The following is a 22,838-nucleotide window of genomic DNA, read 5'->3' on the forward strand; positions in this document are numbered from 1 at the left end:
GCTTCTTGCTCTCCGTTATGGACCAAAAACAAAGAATTGAATCGAGACTGGAAAAACTTGATTTGCCCATTTCCAGGCACTTAGCGGCAATTTGTGCTCAGGTTTGCACTCATTCTAGTTTGATATTGCAGGCCGAGCCCGGCGCCGGCAAGACCACCCTGGTGCCCTTGGCGTTGCTCCCTCTACTTGAACCTGACAAACGAATATTGGTACTTGAACCACGTCGTCTGGCTGCGAGAACGGCAGCCGTCCGAATGGCTGAAATACTCGGAGAAACGGTTGGAGAGACTGTTGGTTATCGAATTCGGCATGAAGTCAAAATCGGGAAGAGCACTCGAGTCGAAGTGATTACTGAAGGCATTTTAACCAGAATGCTACAAACAGATCCTGAGCTACCTGACGTCGGCATCATTATTTTTGATGAGTTTCATGAACGAAGTGTTGATGCGGATTTAGGGCTAGCATTTGCTCTAGAAGTCCAATCCGGTTTACGAGATAACTTAAAGTTGCTTGTTATGTCTGCAACCTTACAGGCCGATAATTTAAAAAGGCTAATGCCCGATGCTCCGGTTATTCAATGTGAAGGAAAATGTTTTCCCGTCGAGGTTGAATATATATCCCCCGGAAACTCATTTGATTGGCGAAGCGTGCTTGTGGATGGCGTTGCAAAAGCTCTAATCAAATCGAGCAAAGATATTCTGGTATTTCTTCCTGGACAAAGTGAAATTGAACAGGCCAAAAATATTATTGAAAATGCAGAGTTTTTTCACGAAGGTTTAGTTATTCATACTCTTTTTGGAAATCTTCCATTTGAAAAACAACAACGGGCTTTGTTGCCAGAACGAAAAAGAAGAAAAATTATTTTATCCACTAATATTGCAGAAACCAGCCTGACGATAGAGGGCGTGGATTGTGTGATCGATTGTGGTTTGTTCAGACAAAATGTATTCGACCCCAATAGTGGTTTTAACCGACTGGAAACAACCAGGGTATCCTTGGCATCAGCTACTCAACGTCAGGGAAGAGCTGGCAGGTTATCGGCGGGATTGTGTATTCGATTGTGGACAAAATCCGATACTTTACGGGCACAGGGCGTCCCTGAAATTTTACGAGTTGATCTGGCTGGTTTTATGTTGGAAGCTGCGCTTTGGGGAGTGACCGACGTATCGGAGCTGGCGCTTCTTGATCTGCCAAACAGGGGAATGATGTCTCAGGCGCAGTCATTACTTCAATCGATTAATGCGCTGGACTCTTCAAATAGAGTTACGGCTTATGGAAAACAAATTTCCCAACTAGGTGTTCATCCTCGACTAGCTCATTTGCTCTTTCAATCAATTCAACTAGGTGCCGCTGAAATAGGCTGCTTGCTAGCTTCTATGCTGGAAGAAAAAGACATTTTTATCGGGGAGCAGAGTAAACAGATAGATATTCTGGCTAGAATCGAATTTTTACTTCACTCTAATAATCAGAACCGAAGAAGTTCAAATATCTTACGACAAAAGTCAGTCCTGTATAACCGAATAAAACCTTATCTGCGTGACTCAAAAGTTAATCAAAAAAGCGCTCCTGAAAGTCTATCCGATGCCTCTCAATTACTAGCGCTGGCTTTTCCTGACCGAGTCGCAAAGCGCAGGGGGAGCGGCTATTTATTAGCTAGTGGCAGAGGAGCGCAGATTGAGCCTTGTTACGATACTGGCGCTGAATATATAGTTGCGTGTCAGCTCGGAGGAAGAGACAGAAAAGCAAAAATTTTTCTAGCAATAGACATTGATGTTTCGACAATTGAAAGTACATTCGCTTCTCAAATAACGGATAGCAAAAAAGTTTGTTGGGATAAAGCCCGTCAATCAGTGATTGCAGAGAATCAAAGACTATTCGGAAAGTTGGTTTTGACGTCAACACCTTGCAGCGAGGTTACAGATGGCGAGGTGGCTTCTGGTTTGATCGATGGCATACAGCTTTTGGGAGTAGATTCGCTTCCCTGGAGTGACAAACTCAGACAGTGGCAACATAGAATATTGAAACTCAGGTCACTGTCTGATTTTGCAGAACTATTTCCTGACGTGTCCGATGAAGCTCTGCTAATTTCGGCAGAAAGCTGGTTGATGCCATTTTTGAGCGGATTATCAAAAATTTCTCAGGTAACCGAAAAGATATTTGGTGATGCGTTAATGAGTATACTTGATTGGGACAGCCAACAGATACTGAATAAACTTATGCCTGAAAAAATTCAGGTGGCCAGTGGTAGCTGGGTAAAGTTGGATTATGTTTCTGCACAACAACCAGTGCTGGCTGTCAAGCTACAGGAAATGTTTGGTGAAAAAGATTCACCTGAAATAGCTAATGGACAGATTAAAGTGATCGTGCATCTATTATCGCCTGCCAGACGTCCGCTGCAGGTAACAAGTGATTTGGCCAGCTTCTGGACAAACGGGTACGAAGCGGTGAAAAAAGAAATGAAAGGACGCTATCCAAAGCATCCATGGCCGGATGATCCGCTCACCGCTGTGGCTACCAATCTAACCAAAAGACGGCTAAACCAATCCTGATTCGCTACCTCTGAGACAAATCAGAGGAGTCTATTCGCGAACAAGTTCACATTTTTATTTAGCCGAAGGCACATTATTCAAAAGATTTATGACATTATTTTGTTCAAACGTCATAAAAATGCCATAATCGACGCCCTTTATAACGATGATAAATATCTCCCGCTCAAGGATGGCCTTTAAAAAGGGGAAGGTTTGGCGTCCTATGAATCAAACTAATTTATTTAGTACGCGAAGTATTTTTCTTCTGCTTACTTTATACAGTATTTCATTTTTAGTTATCTATTTGGCGTTGACTACAGAGTACTCGCCAAACGATGACCTTGCCGGTGTTCGACTGACTATTTTTGCGTTGTTGGCGCCGATAATTTTCAAGTACTTTGTCCAGCTGTTGTCCCTGCCTTTTTATTCTCCGTTAGAAAAGATAAGGAGAAGGAAGGCGATCAGGCAAGGAATGATGAACTTTTCCCCAAAAGTTTCAGTACTCATTCCTGCCTGGAATGAGGAAGTTGGAATATTGAAGACTATTCAGTCAGTGGTTAACACTGCGTATAAGAATCTTGAAATTATTGTGGTAAATGATGGGTCAACCGATTCCACTCACAGGCTGGTAACTGGTTACATTGCCGAATTTAAAAAGAATAGTCAGTCGGCAACTGAAATTAAGTATTTGCAACTAACTAATGGTGGCAAAGCTAGAGCTTTGAACCAGGGAGTTCGTTTGGCCTCAGGAGAGATTATCGTAACTGTTGATGCTGATAGTGTCATGGATGAAGCCGCGATTGAAAAGCTGGTTCCGTACTTTAATGATCCGAAAGTTGGCGCTGTTGCCGGTAATGTCATCGTGGGGAACCGTTCCAGGCCAATCGAGTGGTTGCAACAGATAGAATATCTATACGGGTTCTTTTTCAAACGTGCTGATTCAGTCTTTAATTCTGTGTACATTATTGGAGGGGCGGCAGCGGCTTACAGAAAAGAGGTTCTGGAAGATGTCGGTGGCTTTGACCATGAAATTATCACCGAAGATATAGAAATGTCGACCCGAATACTAAGTGAAGGCTATAAAACAAGATACGCCACGGATGTAGTGGTTTTTACTGAAGGGCCTGCTGATTGGAAAGGACTTTGTAATCAACGTTTACGCTGGAAATTTGGACGACTACTGACCTTTATGAAGCACAAATCGCTTTTTTTTAGTACTAATAAAAAGCATAACTCTTACCTGACTTTCTTACTGCTTCCAATGGCTGTTTATGCCGAGTTAACCTTAATGTTTGAAGCATTATTGCTTGCCATATTTTATGGCTACACTATTTTGACTAACGACTATGTACCTTTGGCATTTGTCATTGTGTTTATGACCACTCTTGTTGTGATTCAAATTCTGTGTGACAGCAAGAGGCGCTTTCACCAAAACCTCTTATTACTCGCCCCAATAGCCTGGATGCTGTTCTACATTATTGACCTTGTCGAGTGGCAGGCCCTGTGCAGAAGTTTAAAGAGGTTAATCACAAGGCAGGAGTTACAGTGGCAGAAGTGGGTAAGAGTTGGTCTTGCTCAGCATACCAGTCAAAATGAAGCTTTAACTGAAGCGGACTAACTTTTCATTTATTAACTCCACAATCATTAAACTCTCATCTGAAATCAGCACAGTCCAGTGCTGATTTTCCAACGTGTTCTTAAAAATTTTCTGGTTGAACAGGTAATTTCGTTTAATCTGTGCTAGATTTCTATTGCCAACTACTATAAAAACATCAGTTTATAATCTCTAAAAGCAATAATTATAAGGGGGCTGTCAATGGAGCTATTTAGCAAGCTTGCCTCAAGCCGTTTCACTCACTTCCTGCTTTTATCTATTCTGATCTCTGCCTGTGACTCAGGTTCTGAGCAAAGTACTGAAGAAGACACTGGTCAAATGCTCGTTGAACAAGGTTGGGAGCAAACCTTGTCAGAAGAATTTCAGCATACCTCTTTTGGTTCGAAGCTAATTCCTCTGGTTTGGTATCAACATCTGAGAACGCCCTCGGGGAGCAATATTTTTTCTTCTGATGTGACTGCTGAAATAGGATTAATTGAAGGTAAATTATCGACAAACAATAAGTTGGGACTACCTGTAGGCGTTACCATCGACAATGATGATAACGGACAGAGCTGGATTGGACTTGGCTGTGCTGCTTGTCACACCGGAGAGGTGAAGTATAACAATCAGTCTATTCTCCTGAATGGAGGACAAGGCATGGTTAACTTTACACGGCTGGAAGAAACTATTATACAGGCGCTTGAGTTTACCCTGAACAATGAGCAGGAGTTTGTTCACTTTGTCGAATTAAGCGGGAGTAGTGGATATTCAGATAAGGGCGATAAGTTGAAAGCTCAAATGCGCGAACGTCTTCAATATTTAAAGTATCGTCATCAAATCAACTCCAGTGAAACTGAATATGGTTATGGCCGACTTGACGCATTTGGTCAGATTTTCAATACGGTTGGTGTTGAGCTTTTAGGAATCGAAAAAAATCGCATTTCTCCCGATGCTCCAGTCAGTTACCCTGTGCTTTGGGATGCATCACACTTTGATTTAGTTCAATGGAATGCGTCTGCACCTAACGCCAATCCGGGCCCATTGGTTCAGAACATTACCACTGCAATTGCTGTTTATGGTCAGATGGAAGTTTTAAAAGACCATAAAATTCTTGGCTATAAAAGCAGTGTCAACATCGAGAATCTTAAAAAGATCGAAAACTGGCTTTATCAGCTTAAAGCACCTAAATGGCCGCAGCAGTTACTAGGTAAACTGGATGAAAAGTTATTGCTTCAGGGAAAAAAGGTTTATCAATCTGAATGCATTCAATGTCATGCTCAGGTTGCTGAAGATAAAAGTAAATACAAAATAAAGGTAACCACGACTCCAGTTGATCAAGTTGGAACGGATCCACGAATGGCACATAATTTTCTAAACACTCAGATGTGGAGCGGAGTATTTGAAGGGAAAAGACTTTTATGGCTAGCTGGTCATAAAATAGAAAAGAAAGATAAAGCGATCAACCTTGTCGCTCACGCTGCTGTTGGGGCTGCACTTCATCACCCTCTACAAACTGTAGACGCTGCATTAGAAGATTATCATTCGGTTTATAAAAGCTCGATTGATAAGGCTCCTTATTATTATAAAGCGAGGCCATTGACTGGAATCTGGTCTTCAGCACCTTATTTGCATAATGGCTCAGTTTTAACTCTGACTGAATTATTAAGCCCGGTAGAAGAAAGAAGAAAGGACTTTTATGTTGGTGATAGAACACTGGATCTTGAAAGGATTGGGTTGATTTCTTCTAAGGGAAAAAATCGGAGTTATTTTGATACAAGATTGCCGGGAAATAGCAATCAAGGACACCTGTACGGTGTGCATTTGTCAAAGCAGGAAAAGCAAGCACTTTTAGAGTACCTCAAAAGCCTCTAGTTAAAATAATTTCAATGATATCGGCTGGTAATTTCAATATAAGGCCAAACCAAGCTTCCGAATGATAGAGGGGGATTTATGTCGGAGAGTCATTTCATCAATAAGTTGAACCAGATTACATTAGCAAAGTTCATTCGCTGGAGCATCAGGTTATTGATCTTTCTATTTATTATTCTATTTATCCTTTTTGCCTGGTTCATCCTATGGCCAGTTTCTTCAATTCCTGATGCTGAACCCGTCGATAAGTACGTTTATCTTGAACAAGGCTGGGGCGGAGAGGCTGAAAGTGAAGGTCGCAATATCTATTACTATACCCCTCAAGGTACAACGATGGCGCAGGGAACTCAACATGCTGCAGTTCGCTACAATTGGTTCGTCAATTTGGAATTACCTTTTAGTGAAGAAAAGTTTTCGTCTCCGGAACATATGAGGAAGTACAGGTTCATTGTGGAGCCAGAACCTACCGCGAAAAATCCACATCAGTTACCTGTTGGATTTACTAAGCACTTTAACTCGTCCATAGGACAGGATGTTCTTGATATTACTTGCGCTGCTTGTCATAGCGGAGAAATACATTATACCCGGGAAGGCACTAAATTTGCGATTCGAATCGATGGCGGACAAGCTATGCATGCGTTTACCGATCCTCAGCGCGGAAATTTTGCGCCGGTACTACTTGCCTCCATGCTTTATACACGTTTAAACCCCTGGAAATTTGATCGATTTGCTCAAGGCGTTTTGGGGGACAGCTACCCAAGTGGAAAAGATAAATTAAAGGCTGAGCTCTGGACTTCTATTAAAGGCTTTCTGGACGCAGGTCAGAATAATCCATTTCGTCATCTTTACCCTGTACAGGAAGGCTTTGGCAGAACTGACGCTTTGGGAAGGATTGGTAATACCGTATTTGGCGATCACTTGACTTCCGACAATTATCAGGATGGGGCTGCGCCAGTGAGTTACCCCTATGTCTGGAATATCTGGAAGTTTGACTGGGTTCAGTACAATGGCTCAGTAGCCCAGCCTTTGGCGAGAAATATCGGAGAAGCATTAGGAGTTGGCGCTGTTATTCCTCTGTTGGATGATAACGGAAATCCTTTACCGGCCGAGCAAAGGTTTATCAGTTCAGTGAGAGTGGAAGATTTAACCAAGATAGAGCATAACTTACAAAAGTTAACTCCACCTCCCTGGCCGGAATCCATTTTAGGTAAAGTTGATCAACAAAAAGCGGTAAAGGGGAAGGCATTATTTAACCAGTATTGTCAGCAATGTCATGGACCTCATCCTGCTACTCTGGCGAAACAACAAGCTTCGGCTCCTCTGAAGTTATCTCCATTAGACGAATGGTTAATTGAAGTTGTTCCGACAGACCACATTGGTACAGATCCTACCGCAGCTGACGGCTTCATGGATCGACGTTATGATATTTCATCCACCGGAATAACTAACGAAGATGTAATTAAAACCCTAAACCCTCTGCTTTTGAGGCAGTTAAACAGAAACGTAGAATATCGTTTAAAAGAGGTAATAAGACTGAGGGAAGAGCTGCACCTGGACGCAGAAGAATTAAAGCAGGCGCTGACTAATTTCCCTTCACCAAATAGTGAAGAGACACCAACTTATCCCAAGGCTGCCTATCAAAATATATTATCAGTACTTTCAAGCATTTCTGATTTGGAACCAGGAGTCGACCAGGTTACCACACAACCTGACACATCTTATTCCTGTCGAGTTAAATGCCAGACTGAAAATTTAATCTGGTTGTTGAAATCCGGGTACGAAACTTATATGAGCATTCCGAAATCCTGGGATGTAACCAGTCTGACGGAAGGCGAGGGACTGAGTATAATCGGTTTGCTAATTAAAAATAAATACTACCAGGACAAGAAGCTGGATTATGCACAAATTATGCAATTACAAGGTTTTGGAACAATCGATCTACCACAGCAAATACGCGGGTATAAGCCCAGACCTTTAGCAGGTGTTTGGGCCACACCGCCATTTTTACATAACGGTTCTGTTCCATCTGTTTATGAAATGTTGTTGCCACCTGAACAGCGCACAAAAAGTTTTTACATGGGCTCTCGAGAGTATGATCCTCAAAACCTCGGGTTTGTCGTAAAGACAGAAGAAAATTCGGATGGTAAGGGATTTTTATTCGATACCAGTGTTAAAGGAAACTGGAATATTGGCCATGCATTTGTAGCAGATTCAGTCTTGTGGACAAAGCATCAAACTGACTATAAAAATAATCCGCTTCCAAAGGGCGTAATCGGGCCGCTTCTTACAGATGAAGAAAGGTACGCTATTATCGAATATCTTAAAATAAAAAAAGATGAGTACGCATGCTATCAGACAGATGAAAGAGGCAATTGTACTCAAGGTGAGTGGAACTAATAATGAACAACAATAAGTCCGCATTTACTAAATCCTTTGAAGATGTCCAAGCACAAGAAGATATCTGGGTGGAAAAACGCCGCGAAGTTCTAGGCCAGGATAAAGAAGCTCCGCTTGTGGGGTTGGCTTTGTCAGGCGGTGGAATTCGATCCGCAACATTTAATTTGGGATTACTTCAAGCGTTATCAAGAACCAAGCTGCTAAGACAGGTTGACCTTTTGAGTTCAGTTTCAGGTGGGGGTTATATCGCCTCCTGTTTTAACTGGATTCGAAATCATGTTTCAGCGGCAGAAGCTTCAGATTTTACTGATACGCCTGTCAACAAAGATACGGGCAATGGAGGAAAAGAAACTGTTCTGGATTGGCTACGCGGGCATGGAAACTATCTAATTGCTGGTAAAGGGTTTTCCTATTGGCAATTAATTGCTTCTATTATTGCCGGTACTTTACTGAATCTGATTGTATTGGTGCCACTTTTTGTCTGGGTCATTTCAATACTCTCTGCAGACTGGAGTGCCAGCCTCGGTTGGCCTGTTTTTTTGATCGAGTCCAATCACCAATTGAAAGATACCCATGATGGATTCTTAGTGATTATGGGATTGGGACATCTTAGTTTATTGTTATACCTGGTTTGTGTTGTCGCCTTTGCATTAACTGGTTTGATTCCGTCTTTTCGACGACTTACCCAAAGCTACTTTTTTCGACGTAATATGGGACGCCTGTTGAGTTACGGGTTCATTGCAACTCTTATCGGTTTAATTCCTGTTGTCGCAGGGCTTGAGCATTGGGTCCGAGCTAATTTTGAGGAAGAGTCTGCCGCAGAGTTTTCAAAACATTTGACTTATTTATTGCCAATTCTGACCGGACTTTTCTCTTTATTTCAAGCACGACCTTCAAAGCAGGCTACTGGAAGCAGTGGCGCTTTTGCGTCCCTGGGATTATTTCTTTTGATGTATGGTTTTTTTGTGCTCATTTATCACTGGATAAACAGTGATGGTTTAATTGAGCAGAACTGGTTCTGGTACTGGTCAGGACTTTCGGTTTTGCTTGCGCTAACCAGTGATGTTAATGCGATATCCATGCATAGTTATTATAGGAGTCGATTAGCATTGGCTTACATGCCAGAAATTGAATCAAATAAGGGTGGAAAAACGGACCCGGTTTCAGCAATGGATTTCAAATTGGCCTCGATGTCTCCTGATTTTGGTGGCCCATTACCGATCGTTAACACGACTATCAACACATCCAGTTCAAAAAAACAGAAGCTGCGCAGTAGGGAAGGGGCTAATTTCATTCTGACGCCACTCTATTGCGGAGCTTCGAATACCGGTTTTCGAGCAACCGAAGATTTTGTTAATGGTGATATGGCTCTGTCTACTGCGTTTTCTGTTTCCGGAGCCGCAGTTGATCCAAATACCTATGCAACTAACTCAAGGCCGGTTGCTTTTCTTATGGCGCTATTGAATTTCAGGTTAGGTTATTGGACTGATAATCCTGATCCTGAAAAAAGTCCCAGAAAAGGTCGGGCAGCTTCCTGGTATCGCTTAATGTTGCGCGAAATGTTTGCCGTTGGTCTGAATGAACATAGTCCTCAGATTCATTTGTCTGACGGAGGACATTTCGAAAATCTTGGTCTTTATGAGTTATTAAGACGCCGCTGTCGATACATTATAGCAAGCGATGCAGGAGCAGACTTGAATAATACGCTTGCAGATTTGGGAAAAGCTATTCAAAGAGCAAGGGCTGATTTTGATGTGGAAATAGATATAGATGTATCGACAATCGAAGATGAACAGAATATTTGCGGATGTGCCTGCAGAATAGGAAATATTTATTATGCTGATGGTAGTCGAGGCCAGTTACTTTACGTAAAGTCCCAATTGCAAAAAGCCTTGTCTGCAGATGTTTATGCCTATTGGCGAAACAATCCAACCTTTCCGGATCAGTCAACAGCAGATCAATTTTTTGACGAATGGCAATTTGATAGCTATCGTCAATTAGGTAAGCAAATTGGTTTGTCGGTATTTCAAGAGCATCAGACTATTGCCGATGTGTTTGCCCATATGGACAGTAAAAAAACATAGCTGGTCAAGCAACATAAGAGACAGTTTTACATGAAACTCTTTGATTCATTGAGTCGTTTTCCTCGCCACAAGCTGGCGATTCAAATTATAGCAGTTATCGTTATATTAGCTGTATTTACGCCTATAATTATTGACTCAATGAATCATACAAATAATACCCAGACAGCATTGGTGGGTAATCTTGAAGACAACTCTGAAGACTCTCAAGAGCACAATGTCAACTCGATACCGTCGGTTGATATTAGCAAGGTCGATTCGACGATTCGGCTGACCTCATTAATCGAAATATTTGAAGATACTACCGCTTCACTTGGTGTTGATGAGCTGGTGTTCTCAAATATTGAGCAATCCTTCGTTCGTTCAGCTGAAGAACACAATTATGGATTTTCAAAATCTGCATACTGGGTGCGTCTATCCATTGTTAATAGTGCTTCTGAAGCCCGAAAAGTTGTTTTAAGACAAGACTATCCTTTAATTGATTTTTTAGATTATTGGCAGATAACTGACAATGAAATTGTAAAACATATCGACACTGGTGATAAACGACCATTTGGCAGCAGAGAAATTGAACATAAAGATTTTCTTTTTTCGGTGATATTACCTGCCAAAAGCCAACAAACTATTTATCTCCGATATGAGTCCAGTGGTTCAATTAATATTGGATTGTCACTCAGTTCTATGGAACATTTGATGACTCAGTTTGCCAATGAACAACTAGCCTTTGGTGCTTATTATGGTGGTGTGCTTGTGCTGGCGGTGTATAACATGTTTCTTTTTTTTGCTGCCAAAGTGAGAGCATTTACTCATTACCTTTGGTATCTGATAAGTTACGGTCTTTACATGTCCACCCATAACGGTTTTGCTTTTCAATTTTTGTGGCCGGATAATCCATGGCTTGCGAATCAAAGTTTACTTTTTTCTTTGGCTTTGTCTTTGTATTGGGGGATAAGGTTTGCCAGAGAAATACTGGCTAGTAATATTTATGCGGCAAGACTCGACAAACTCGGGAATGGTATACAAGTTGTCGCCATTTTTCTATTTGCAGGTTGTTTCGTTCTTCCCTATCCGGTAATGGTAAAACTTTTATCATTACTGACTATAGTTGTCTGTGTCGTGATTATGCTTATGGGATTTGTTTCATTGTTTGCAAATTATAAGCCTGCTATATTTTTCATGATTGCCTGGAGCACCTTTTTAATTGCCGTACTGGTTTATATGCTGAAAACTTTTGGTGTTCTTCCCCATAATGGCTTTACTCAAAACGCATTTCAGATTGCAGCGCTTATTGAAATGACACTACTATCAATCGCTCTATCTCATCATTTTAGCGAACTTAAGAAGAAATCTTATACAGATTCGCTAACTTTTCTATATAACAGACGACACTTCGATGACAAGTTTGAAAAGGAGTTTTCTCTTGCTTGTTATCATGGAAGTGAGCTTTCATTGCTGATGATGGATATCGACCACTTTAAAAAATTTAATGATACCTATGGTCATTCTGAGGGAGACAGAGTCATCAAATTTGTTGCCCGGTCACTGAAAAATAATGTCCGTCAGCCTTTGATTCCATGCCGATACGGTGGCGAAGAATTTGCCGTCATTCTACCCAGAACAGATAAGAAATCTGCAGCGGTATTAGCAGAGAGAATTAGAAAAGTTATTGAAGAAAATTCGCTCAAAAGCAAGCCGATTACAGTCAGTATTGGTGTCGCAAGTATTCACGATGAACTTTCATCGGGAGAAGTGCTTGGCTCCCCCAAACATTTGTTTACTTGTGCGGACAAGGCATTGTATCAAGCTAAAGAACAGGGGCGAAACAGGGTTGTGAGTTGGAGCCAAAAGAGTTGAAATTTTTAGCCAACTATATCTGCACTGATAAGACGGTGTGATGAATTTAAAACTGCTCATCTATCTCCAGCGGTAGAGTAGGCCCAGGTAAACTGAACGCGGGTCACCCGATGGAAGCCTTTCAGACTCCCAGTTACCTTGCCAGATAGAATAGGAATACTCGGTATTAAAAAGGTTATGAGCTTGTAGATAAAGCTGAATTTTCTGGGTGAGTTGATATTGTGAATAAACATTAATTAAGTGATAAGCTCCTTCACCATTCCACTCTCCATTATAAATAGAGTTAATGTTTAAACTGAATTGATCGTTGAATTGCATCGAAATTCCGGAAGCATGAATGCTTCTGATTGTTTCTCCTTGAATGTCTGCGCCTGTTTCTCTATCTGTCACTTTAAACAGTTCCGAGCCACGAATATAGAATTGGGTATTCCCGGAAATAATATAGGAAAAGTCATATTCCAGCCCTTGCGTTCGTTTACCTTCGACATTGGTATAAGTTGGAACTTCAAATCCAACTTCTGGATCAATTATGGGACGAGTTGTTATTTCGTTGTCAGTTTCATTCCAGAAATAGCTTACGTTGAGTGCATATCGGTCGCCTTTGTATACTAATGCAACATCGAGTCCTTGTAGCGTTTCGAAGTCGAGTTGTGCATTTCCTTTGATGACTGGAGTTGCGCTAACATTATATTCATTTAAGTTAGCTGAACGATAAGCCGTCCCCCAAAGTATCTTTAAAGTTGTAGAACTATTCAAAGCCGCAATGCTACCTATTCTGTAGTCAAAATGACTTCCCGACTGTTCATTGTCTGTATATCTTAAACCCAAAACACCATTGGTATTTTGATTAAACTGGTATTTTGTATTGGCGTAAAGTGCGCTATCGCTATTATCAGTATCTGTGGGAATTAATTCGAAATTTGCATTTATGCCCGTTATTTCTGGTGCAAACCAGTAGCTGGATGTTTCTCCTGTTTCGAAGCTCACCCGATCACCATGGTATTGATCATGCATTATTCCTGCGATTAGTTCCCAGTATTGATCGTGGTAATCAAATATTGCTTCAACTCCAAATTTCTTGCCACGCCATGATCCTGTTGCTTCCCTGCTACTATCCGCTAGTCCGACGTCGAGTTCCTGATAATTACCAACGGTATAGTCATACCTGTAACTATCATAGCGAGCAACAAAACGAAGTTTCGAGTTTTCATTTAGTAGATAGTTATATCGAAAGTCGAGTGCGGCTATGTCAATTTCAAAAGGAGAGCCGCGAAAATACAAAGAGGGTGATATTCCCTGTTTTTGTTCCCTGTCTTGAGCGAATAAACTTAAGTCAACGGTGAAGTTCCCATTATTCAACTGAGCAAACAAACTGGTATGTTCTTCTCCCAGGCTAATATCGCCACCATTACCCGAATAAACTTCTTCATTTTCTTTAAAGCTGAAAAAGCTGTCATCTTCATCAGCTAATATTTTCTGAGCATAGCCATCGGTAGACTTTGCTTCAAATGCGAAGAACAAGCTATTATTTTCTGAGTTTAGCTGACTATCCAATTTGACGATAGTTGTGCCATGGCTTCCTCGCTCGAGTGCTGCATGAGTGCGAGAATCTTTTTCCGTTTTGGTAATGATATTAATAACGCCTGTTAGAGCATTGGTTCCATAGAGAACTGATACGGGACCGCGCACAACTTCCAGTCTCTCTACTGCGTCAAGCGGGATCATGTCACTGAAAAATGTTGTATTCAAGGTATGGTATGAGGGATGACCGTTAATTAGAAACAATATTTTGGTGTTATAGTCTTCGGCCAGATTACCCCTAATCGAAAATTGGTCTGTCAGATTAAAGTAATTGTTGAAAGTGAAAAGTCCGGGAATAGTTTTCAATACGTCAGTAATATTTTTAGCGCCAAGCTTACGAATTTGTCTTTGACTGATAACCGTGGCTATCCCCGGTGCAAAGTCCAGGCTTTCCTTTTTTCTGGATACGCCTGAAACTTCGGCTTTTAAGAGTTCCTCCAGAGAAAGATTGAGAAGGGTTTCGACAATGTCTTCTTTTTCCGCTGCATTGCACTGAAAGACAGCGCTGAAAATTACTGCCGAAATAGTTATTGATTTTATTATTGGTAGACGCATAGATAGTACTTAACATGGCGATATAGACCATAAGACTAGTATAGCCTATATCTTTAAGACTCGTTGCCAAAGCGCAAATTAACTTTCGCTGAGCATAGCTTTGCCATGTGCCAGATAGTAATTTAATAACTTTTCTACCTTCGTTATCTGCTCGTCAAAGTCTGCTTGAGTGATTGATTTAACCAGCACATTTCCCTGTTCGTTTAGTGCGGTGATTTGTTGACTCCAAAGTATTTCTGTGAACCCATCATTTGACTGTATGTTGAGATCGTATTTAATACTACGAAACTCATTAATTCTTATGAATTGAATTTTTCTATTGGGTAAGAACTCGCTAATTACCCAGGTATCAAGCGCATGATCTTTTTCAAATTCAGTAGTAAAGACACAACCTAGCTCCGCAATGCCTGATTGAGAGTAGATTAGTCGGCAATCCCAATGAGGAATCCAGTCAAACTCTCTGGCAGGACAAAGCAATGGAAAAACCTGTTCAACTGGAAAATCACTTCGACTTGTGGCAGCCAGCTCTATTCGGATAGCCTTAAATTTGGATGTGCCGGTCATTATTTAAATCCTCATCTATTTATGACTGATACCAGCTAATGATTACGGATAGCAATAGCTGGACTTACTAATATTGCGACTCAAACGATTTCAGTGGAACAAAGCCTAAACTATAAACTAGTAGACAGGTAAAGCATCTGTTTTGATAATTCTATTGAATTATCCGAGAACATCCTTAAGTGCAGAATTTAGTTCGGGATAGTGAAATTCAAATCCGTAATTGAGTAGCTTTTGTGGGATCACCCTCTGGCCTTTGGTTAACAGGCGAGACATTTCTCCCAAAGTTACCGTCAATAATCGTTCCGGAGCTCTAAACAGACAGGGGCGGCCAAGAGTCTGGGCCAGTGAGTGGGAAAACTCGAGATTTGTCACCGGATTGGGGGCTGTCAGGTTGAAAATACCCTCAGGTTGAAGGTTGCTATTCTCAGAAAGGAGAAATATGAGAGCATTAACCATGTCATCGATGTGAATCCAGGACATATATTGTTTGCCGCTGGCGATACTGGCACCCAGGCCAAGTTTGAAAGGTAGTTTTAGTTTTTTTAAGAAACCTCCATCAGGACTAAGCACCAGACCGGTTCGGCTAATACAGACTCTTACTCCCATACCGACGGCTTTTAATGCAGAACGTTCCCAGGCGTCACAGAGGTGATGGGTGTATTCAGGTTGAGGCTTACTGTCTTCGTCCAGTTCTCGATCCTCTCCATCGCCATACCAACCCACTGCAGAGCCACTAATCAAGGTTTTGGGTCGGTGTTTTCTCTCAGAAATCCAGCGCACCAGGCTGTTGGTTAAATCAATCCGACTTTGCCAGAGTTCCAGCTTCCTCGATGCAGACCAGGGTTTATCAGCTATAGGAGCTCCTGCCAGGTTTACTACGTATTCGCACGCCTCCTCTTCGGGAAATTGGTTTAACCTCTCTATGTATCTAACTGAGCCAGCCCATGTGGGAGATATTTTGGACCCGTTACGCGTTAGCACAGTAATTCGACTGGAAGAGGCTAGCAGCTTTTCGATCAAAGCTCTGCCAATAAGACCGGTTCCGCCTGTTACTAAATAGCTAGCCATAAGTGTTAAATTGATGTTGATTGCATGTATTTAAAGAACTTTCTCAAACCTGAATCGAATATACTGAATATAGCTCAACTGAGTGAAACGACCCGGTAAAATAGATAGAAAGTAACGGCTTTAGTCTTTGAAAAGTTCTAGAATTTATACCTAAAATACCAAATATCTAAAAATATTGTCATTTTTAACGTTGCCATAAACCTTAAATCATTTCCTTACAGGCTGAATCCGGCGGAAATTGTACGCTTATTGAGTAATGCCTGGCTTAGCAAGCAATTAATTATTGTGGGCTTTCCTCGCGATATTCTGGCGCAAAATAGAGCTAAAGAAACTAACAATTATTAGTAAATTCGCCCTTATACTGAAAAAGGCTATAAAAATCCCAGTTTGTGGTGATCTTTACTAGCTTTTTGGGGTGGATTTTTATATGATGCGGCCCGAATTTTAAGCAGTGACGGAGAAACAATTGGAAAGAGATGATTTTGAGCTTCAACTGAAAGTCTGGAAAGACCTGGCTATCAGCAAGCAAGTTTTAATGCAAACAGCAGCAAAGTCCCTGGGATTAGCGGCCGAATGTACCACTGAAGAGCTGGAGTCGGCATTAAATACGACTATTCAACAGGTTAAAGGGCTAGAGCAAGAGCTTAATGAAGTTAGAGAGCGCTCAGCTGCAGAGATCGAACGTCTGAAAAATGATGTAGAACAGCGTGATAAAGATATCAAGAAACTTACCGCTGAAAAAGAAGAAGCGTTGTCTGGTAAAGAAGCGGCAGAAAACCGTGCTGAGGTTGGTCGTGCGACAAATGCTGAAGAATTGAAGAAGATGAAAGCTCAGGTTGCTGAAAAAGACCGAGAGCTGAAAAAGATTACTAAAACTTTGGCTGACACACCTGAAAATGTGGTTAAGAAGCTAAAAGCGCTTAAGAAAGAAAAAATGGACGAAGCTAACTTGCGCAAGAAGGCAGAAGAAAATGCCAGAAAACAGCGTAAGGAGAAGCAGGACAAAGAGCAAGAGTTGAAAGATACTGCTGCTCTTATCGAAGAAGCTGGCAAATATGCCGCTGAAATTCGAGAGCTTCATAAATTGGCCAATGAGCAGTTTGACCAGTTAGCTGAAGGTGCTGAGGACAAGAAGTCTCTAACTCAGGTGCCAGCGCTTAACGAACAATTGCTTGAAGCCTTGGAAGCAAAAGTTGAAGGTGCTGAAAAAGCCGACGACAAAGCGGACAAGAAAAAAAGTAAGAAGAAATAATCTTCTAAAAAACTGCTAAATTCTAAAAAAGCCGATAAGTGAAATCTTATCGGCTTTTTTATAGTTAAAACATGGGGCTGATAGACGAAAGAGATTGCTCATATTCTGAACTCAGGCTTGAACAGAAAAAATTAATTTCTTTCCCATAGTTAGTAAATAGTAGTAAGCCCAAAAAACTTATTTGTTAGTACTCATTTTCCCAGCACCTACTAGCATGGCAAATAGTCGGATCCCTACCGAAATAAGAATTAGCATACTGGTTGCCGAAACGTCTGGCATAGTTTTTAATTGGCTGATATCCTTCTGCACAATAGTTGTCTGGTGAGAGCTTGAAAGCTGTTTTGACAGACGAGAAAAGTTCTGCTTAAGCAACTTATCAAATGATTCAATCTCTCCTGAAAGCATATCCAGAAGCTCTACCTCATTTTTTCCTTCCGTTGGAAGCTTTCTCATATCAGCATTAATTGCATCAACTATTTTCCTCCACTCTTTGGCAAGAAAGGTTTCTAGTGAAGAAAGTGTACCTAACTTGCTATTAATCGATTGATTCACTCGAAAGGCATTATGGCCGTGAGTACCTGTAGCCATCGCTTTGCCGAAGTGCTGAACGTTTTGTTTAGCAGTATTTAAGTTACGGCTGATTAAGGTAAGTTGATCGGAAGTGCTTGCCAGAATTTGATTCCAGTTTGGATTTTTGTCTTTGTTTTTAATCGCCATCACTGCAGAGTTGACGAGCCGGGTCACTTGTTGTTTGGTAGCAGTTTCGTTGATTGACATATCCTTTGTACTCCATTCATTGGTTTAGACCGCCATTTTATCCTCCATATACAGCACGAATGTGAACTGCATTAAATTTTATCATTTTAGTAAAGTTTAATTGCTAGAATATCTCATTAGCAAAAGCCATCAGAGGTCACTCAAAGATGAAAGGTTTAATAATTTGATATTTCTACTGCATGAGATTTTTCCAGGATAAACTGTGTCAGGAGTAAACTTCTTTTCGCGATAGCCAGAGAGTTGAAACAAAAAGCAATATTCCTGATACCGACAGCGATAAAATAAGAGCTGTAGTTTGTGCATCGGGGTCCCCTCCCATATTCGCCATTGTGATATAGCTCCATGGATAATATATCCAGTGCTCAGACTGACCTATTTTTAGTATGCCCATGGTTGCAATAACCCCCACCGCAAGGGGGGCAACAATATTTTGTACTCGCCAACTAAGCGCATGTTGAAAAAACAAAATAGGCAAACAGGATATTGCACTTTTTGATAGTTGCTTGATGATAGGATAGTCAAAAGCTGAAGAGAAATTTTCTGCAGGATTTGTGACTCCCAACAACATAAATAATAAGATTAAAATCGCAGTCCAAACAAAAAGAAAAATGTTGGCTCCGACAATGTAAAACCAGGCAAGCAGGGCTTTGGTAAGATATAGTTGGTATTGCTTAATTGGAAGCGTCATCATTACTCGCCAAGTTTGATTTTTGTGTTCATTGCCGTTGAGTAATGCAGAAACAAGTGCAACATAAAGTGGGAGCATAAAATAGCACCAAAGAGAATCCCCCATCATCCACAGCATTTTCCAGCCACTTTTTTCGATCATTGCACCGCCGTCTTTATTAAGCATTAGTAGTGCTTGTAAAGATACAACTGCAAAAGGACAAGCTATCATCATTAAAAACGAAAGTGACCGTTTGGTCTTAAGTAGCTCAGACTTCAACAAAGCAATCCACATAAATAAATTCCTGAATAATCTTATATTAACTTCTGGTTTTGCTAGTTGCAGTCAAAAACCAGTCTTCCAAAGAGGGTTTTGAATAGATCGATTGCAATAATTCAATTCCTGACTCGATGATGTATCGGTTAATCTGTGCGATATCCTGACTTTCGATGTCTTTTATAATTATCTGATTCTCAGATTGGATGTAAGCTTCGATAGAGCGACTTTTCAATATACCTTGCGCGTTGGATGAATTACTAACTTCTAGCCTAAGTTGACCAGTTTGCTGGTTGACTATGTTGCTCAGTTCCGCTTGTTGCAAAACATTTCCTCCCTCCAAAACAGCAACATGAGTTGCCATTTTTTCTACTTCGTCAAGTAAATGACTTGAGACAAAGACAGAACAACCGAGCTTTTGTGGTAATGAGCAGATCAACTCTCTAATTTCCTGCATTCCAGAGGGATCGAGTCCATTAGTAGGCTCATCGAGTATTAATAGCCGCGGTTTTCCCAGCAAAGCCATAGCCAGTGCAAGCCTTTGCTTCATTCCTAACGAGTAATGCTCTATTTTATTGAAGCGTGCGTTTGCCAAGTCGACAATATCAAGCACGTGGTCAATTTCTCTCATACCTAATTTTTTCAGGTAGCAGCCAATTCTCAAAAATTCTTCTCCGTTAAGCTGTGGATAGAGCGCGGGTGAATCGACAATGCAACCCAATTGCCTGCGAATCTCTATACTTTGTTCTGGGAGTCTTTTCCCGAGTACATAAACTGATCCTGAGTCGGCCTTTATTAGCCCAGTCAATATACGAATAGTTGTTGATTTCCCTTCACCATTGTTCCCTAGAAAAGCAAAGACACTCTTATCAGGAACTTTAAGATTCAGATTTTTGAGAATCTTTATTCCCCCCAGCGCTTTTGTCACCGAATCGAGCTCGATTACATTGGAAGCTGTATTCATGCATAACTCCGTCATTCTCAGTTTCCCGGTTAAGATCCATCCAAAATAATATAAGTCTCTCCCTGAAAGCCAAAATAGGCTAATGTAAAATTCCTTTGATAAATGTAACAAGACTCTTTACTTCTACTAGCTTACTTTATTTTTTTTGTGTGTTTTCCGCCCAATTTGAAAAGCTATTTTTGTAAAAGCTGCTTACAATTTGCAGACTGATTTTTCGCTAGAGGTCAATTATTATTGATTCGTCTGGTAATTCGCGATTGCTGAAACAGTCTGATTCATAGGGATATTAATGAAAAACTGGAAAGAGCTGACTAATTTCCAAAAGCTGGTAATCACTTTGGCAATAGTTATTTTGGCACTGCTCGCTCCCGAGTTTATGATGCTATTGGATCTGGGAGGGATTGAGGCAGCTTTTACATGTCTTCTTCTGTATTACAAACCTTTGTTTCAATGGCTCAGGATTAAAAAAGAAAAGCTTATTAATGAACTAAAAATAATTAAGCTCTATCTTCAGGGTTGTGCTCTTTCTGAAACTCGAGTGCTGATTAGTAGCGTATTTTACGGTTCTCTCTTTATTTTGATTACCGGTTCAGGCTTTATTGCATTGAGCTTTTTCTTGCCCTCGTTATTTATTGGCGTCGCTTGAACTTAGCATTTCATTAGATGAACAGATTTAAAATAGTATTTTTAGCTTTCTTTGGATCGCAAAGAGCATGTTGCTACCTGATTCATCTGTATCGCGGATTCCAGATTAGTCAAACCTTCTAGTGATTTTAATAACTGTATATAGATAGCGCGATTTCGACCTTCCTTTTTTGCTTTGTATAGAGCTTGATCAGCTAGCTCCAGTGTTTCAGTAATTTGAATGGAGTGGCGTGATTTTTGGAGTTGAATGCAACCTATCGAGGTGGTTACTGAAATCAACTCGGAATTGATTTCAAAAATTTTGTCAGCAATAGTCTTAAGTATTTTTCGTGCGATTACTTTATCCTGTTCTACACCCATACTTTCGGTAATCAGTAAAAACTCCTCACCACCCATACGTACTAGGGTATCGCTTTCTCTAATAATGCTATTTATTCGATTGGAAAACTCCACCAGTATCATATCGCCGACCGAATGCCCCCAGGTATCATTAATCGATTTAAAATGGTCAATATCAAGAATGAAAATGCAATAGTCGAGATTTGAATTTTGTTTGATTTTTTCTGTCACTCTCTGGTCGAAAAATCTTCTGTTGTAAATTTGGGTTAGCGGATCGATATAGCGTTGTCTATCCAGCTCCTTGTTTTCATAAACAAGCTTTCTACTATAGGCTCTTGCTTTTCTGTACATGAAAATAAACAGTGAAAGTAGTAGCAAAACGATAATTGAGCTTAGCCACCAGATTTTTTCTTGCAGTTGCTGGTTTTTGATTTCTATTTCGTTTCTTCGATTTCTTTCTGCCAGAGCTTCAATTTCCCGGTCTTTTTCGGAGAGTTTATACAAAGTTTTTAAGCGAAGCATTTTGCCTTCACGCTCTGAGTTAAATATCTTGTCAGACAGCTTTTTATATTCGACATGGGCGAGGTATGCTCTCTTATAGTCACCTATCTGAGCCATTGCTTCAGCCCAGCTATCAAAGTTGTCCGATAAAGCATCGAGTTTATTATGTTCATGAAAATAGTGATTGGCTGAGGAAAAATATTCTTCAGCGGTTTCAAGGTTGTTTTTATAAGCGAGGCTAACAGCAATTAACGAGCGAGCATATGCGGCTAGTTCCTGAAAATTATTCTGATTGGCATAATTTAATGTTTCTACTGCATAAGCTACCGCTTTTTCATAATTTTGTTTACGATGCTCTATTGCAGACAAGTTAGTATAAATACTATGAATCGCATATTGGTTTTTAATCGTTTGTGCAAGCAGTATTGCTTTTTGGTAGATATTCGAAGCTTGCTCAATTTTGTCCGCGCCAATCAAGATATAGCCGCGATTCTGATACAGTTCGAGTACCTGTGATTTGTTATCGGTGCTCAGATGATAATCTATTGCGCGCTGGTTCAGTTGAAGAGCATCTTCGGTATAACCAAGAGCCGCTTCAGACAAAGCTAGTACTTTAAAAGCGGTGGCCATGCGAAATTGGTCATTATTATTTTGAGCGATAGAAAGCGCATTCTGCATAGCCTCAATTGATTCGGAATGACGAGAGCTACTTTGTGCAATCGAAGAGAATGTCGTGCTGATCCAGTAGTTAAGTATTGCTGAAGAAGAGCCAATTATCTGGTTGTAGGACTTTTCAATTAATAGCTCATATTTGGGCTGGTCTCCCTTTTGGTATGCCTGCCACGCCCGGCAAAATGATATCGAAGCAACTAGCGCCGTCTTATCAGGTTGAGTAAGTGCAAAGTTTTCCATGAACTCAATGCTTTTGATAATGCCATCAAATTGATTTGAAAATGCGTGCAGATAGCAGCGATAACCAAAATAGTAAGCAATATCATTGACGTTTGAGTCCAGAATCGATGTTTCTATTTTGGCCAGCTCTTCTAAAATAGTCTGGCGACTGCCTTCGTTTATCTGAGCGATTGATTCTATGAGCTTTTCATTCTTTGAGTAGTAGATGCTATCAGACGGTGCTTCAGAGGGTTGTAGTGAAGCGCTATAAAGAAAAAAAGATAATAAAACATTAAGAATAAAGAATAACTTTACTCTCTGGCTGAGCCCGGTCGTAATTTCGAATTTAGCTATTGAAGATTGATTTTGGGATTTAGACACATTTTTAGAGCGTTAACGATAAAACAGCTAATATATAGAATAGCCTATCTT

Annotated in this window: 15 protein-coding genes; 8 read left to right on the plus strand and 7 right to left on the minus strand. The window is 40.6% G+C overall.

Annotated features, from left to right (window positions below; genetic code table 11):
- Positions 1-17 precede the first annotated feature (17 nt).
- The 6 genes from hrpB to IYN84_RS16495 all read left to right on the plus strand — a co-directional run bounded on the left by hrpB (position 18) and on the right by IYN84_RS16495 (position 12,326).
- A complete protein-coding gene (hrpB, locus tag IYN84_RS16470; protein ID WP_196140345.1) occupies positions 18-2,549 on the plus strand; it encodes an ATP-dependent helicase HrpB in 2,532 nt (843 codons plus the stop codon).
- 202 nt (positions 2,550-2,751) lie between these two features.
- Entirely contained in the window at positions 2,752-4,146 is a 1,395-nt protein-coding gene (locus IYN84_RS16475; RefSeq protein WP_196140346.1) for a glycosyltransferase family 2 protein, read from the plus strand.
- A gap of 198 nt (positions 4,147-4,344) precedes the next feature.
- Positions 4,345-5,997 carry a di-heme-cytochrome C peroxidase gene (locus tag IYN84_RS16480; RefSeq protein WP_196140347.1) on the plus strand — a complete coding sequence of 551 codons (1,653 nt, stop codon included), beginning with the start codon at positions 4,345-4,347 and terminating at the stop codon, positions 5,995-5,997.
- A gap of 78 nt (positions 5,998-6,075) precedes the next feature.
- A complete protein-coding gene (locus tag IYN84_RS16485; protein WP_196140348.1) occupies positions 6,076-8,391 on the plus strand; it encodes a di-heme-cytochrome C peroxidase in 2,316 nt (771 codons plus the stop codon).
- A gap of 2 nt (positions 8,392-8,393) precedes the next feature.
- Positions 8,394-10,475 carry a hypothetical protein gene (locus tag IYN84_RS16490; protein WP_196140349.1) on the plus strand — a complete coding sequence of 694 codons (2,082 nt, stop codon included), beginning with the start codon at positions 8,394-8,396 and terminating at the stop codon, positions 10,473-10,475.
- A gap of 30 nt (positions 10,476-10,505) precedes the next feature.
- Positions 10,506-12,326, plus strand: a complete 1,821-nt coding sequence (locus tag IYN84_RS16495) for a diguanylate cyclase (protein WP_196140350.1) — start codon at positions 10,506-10,508, stop codon at positions 12,324-12,326.
- A gap of 60 nt (positions 12,327-12,386) precedes the next feature.
- On the opposite strand, the gene IYN84_RS16500 is transcribed toward IYN84_RS16495, so the two are convergent.
- The 3 genes from IYN84_RS16500 to IYN84_RS16510 form a co-directional block, all read right to left on the minus strand.
- The gene (locus IYN84_RS16500; RefSeq protein WP_196140351.1) at positions 12,387-14,462 is read right to left on the minus strand and encodes a TonB-dependent receptor; all 2,076 of its coding nucleotides are present in this window, start codon (positions 14,460-14,462) and stop codon (positions 12,387-12,389) included.
- A gap of 78 nt (positions 14,463-14,540) precedes the next feature.
- Positions 14,541-15,026 carry a hypothetical protein gene (locus tag IYN84_RS16505; RefSeq protein WP_196140352.1) on the minus strand — a complete coding sequence of 162 codons (486 nt, stop codon included), beginning with the start codon at positions 15,024-15,026 and terminating at the stop codon, positions 14,541-14,543.
- A gap of 159 nt (positions 15,027-15,185) precedes the next feature.
- Positions 15,186-16,094, minus strand: a complete 909-nt coding sequence (locus IYN84_RS16510; protein ID WP_196140353.1) for a TIGR01777 family oxidoreductase — start codon at positions 16,092-16,094, stop codon at positions 15,186-15,188.
- Positions 16,095-16,560: 466 nt separating this feature from the next.
- Here IYN84_RS16510 and IYN84_RS16515 point away from each other — a divergent pair, with 466 nt between their 5' ends.
- A complete protein-coding gene (locus IYN84_RS16515) occupies positions 16,561-17,346 on the plus strand; it encodes a hypothetical protein (RefSeq protein WP_196140354.1) in 786 nt (261 codons plus the stop codon).
- Between the two features lie 177 nt (positions 17,347-17,523).
- Here the strand turns inward: IYN84_RS16515 and IYN84_RS16520 are convergent, their stop codons facing one another.
- From IYN84_RS16520 to IYN84_RS16530, 3 genes are all read right to left on the minus strand, one after another.
- Positions 17,524-18,123 (minus strand): hypothetical protein, encoded by a 600-nt coding sequence (locus IYN84_RS16520; RefSeq protein ID WP_196140355.1) that lies wholly within the window; start codon positions 18,121-18,123, stop codon positions 17,524-17,526.
- Between the two features lie 205 nt (positions 18,124-18,328).
- Positions 18,329-19,084 (minus strand): ABC transporter permease, encoded by a 756-nt coding sequence (locus IYN84_RS16525; RefSeq protein ID WP_196140356.1) that lies wholly within the window; start codon positions 19,082-19,084, stop codon positions 18,329-18,331.
- A 25-nt stretch (positions 19,085-19,109) separates the two neighbouring features.
- Positions 19,110-20,030, minus strand: a complete 921-nt coding sequence (locus IYN84_RS16530) for an ABC transporter ATP-binding protein (protein WP_196140357.1) — start codon at positions 20,028-20,030, stop codon at positions 19,110-19,112.
- 289 nt (positions 20,031-20,319) lie between these two features.
- On the opposite strand from IYN84_RS16530, the gene IYN84_RS16535 reads away from it, so the two are divergent.
- Positions 20,320-20,676, plus strand: coding sequence for a hypothetical protein (locus IYN84_RS16535; protein ID WP_196140358.1), 357 nt, complete (start codon positions 20,320-20,322; stop codon positions 20,674-20,676).
- Positions 20,677-20,717: 41 nt separating this feature from the next.
- Here the strand turns inward: IYN84_RS16535 and IYN84_RS16540 are convergent, their stop codons facing one another.
- Entirely contained in the window at positions 20,718-22,787 is a 2,070-nt protein-coding gene (locus tag IYN84_RS16540) for a diguanylate cyclase (protein ID WP_196140359.1), read from the minus strand.
- Between the last annotated feature and the right edge of the window lie 51 nt (positions 22,788-22,838).

The sequence above is a fragment of the Aliikangiella sp. G2MR2-5 genome (assembly GCF_015687155.1).
Lineage (GTDB): Bacteria > Pseudomonadota > Gammaproteobacteria > Enterobacterales > Kangiellaceae > Aliikangiella.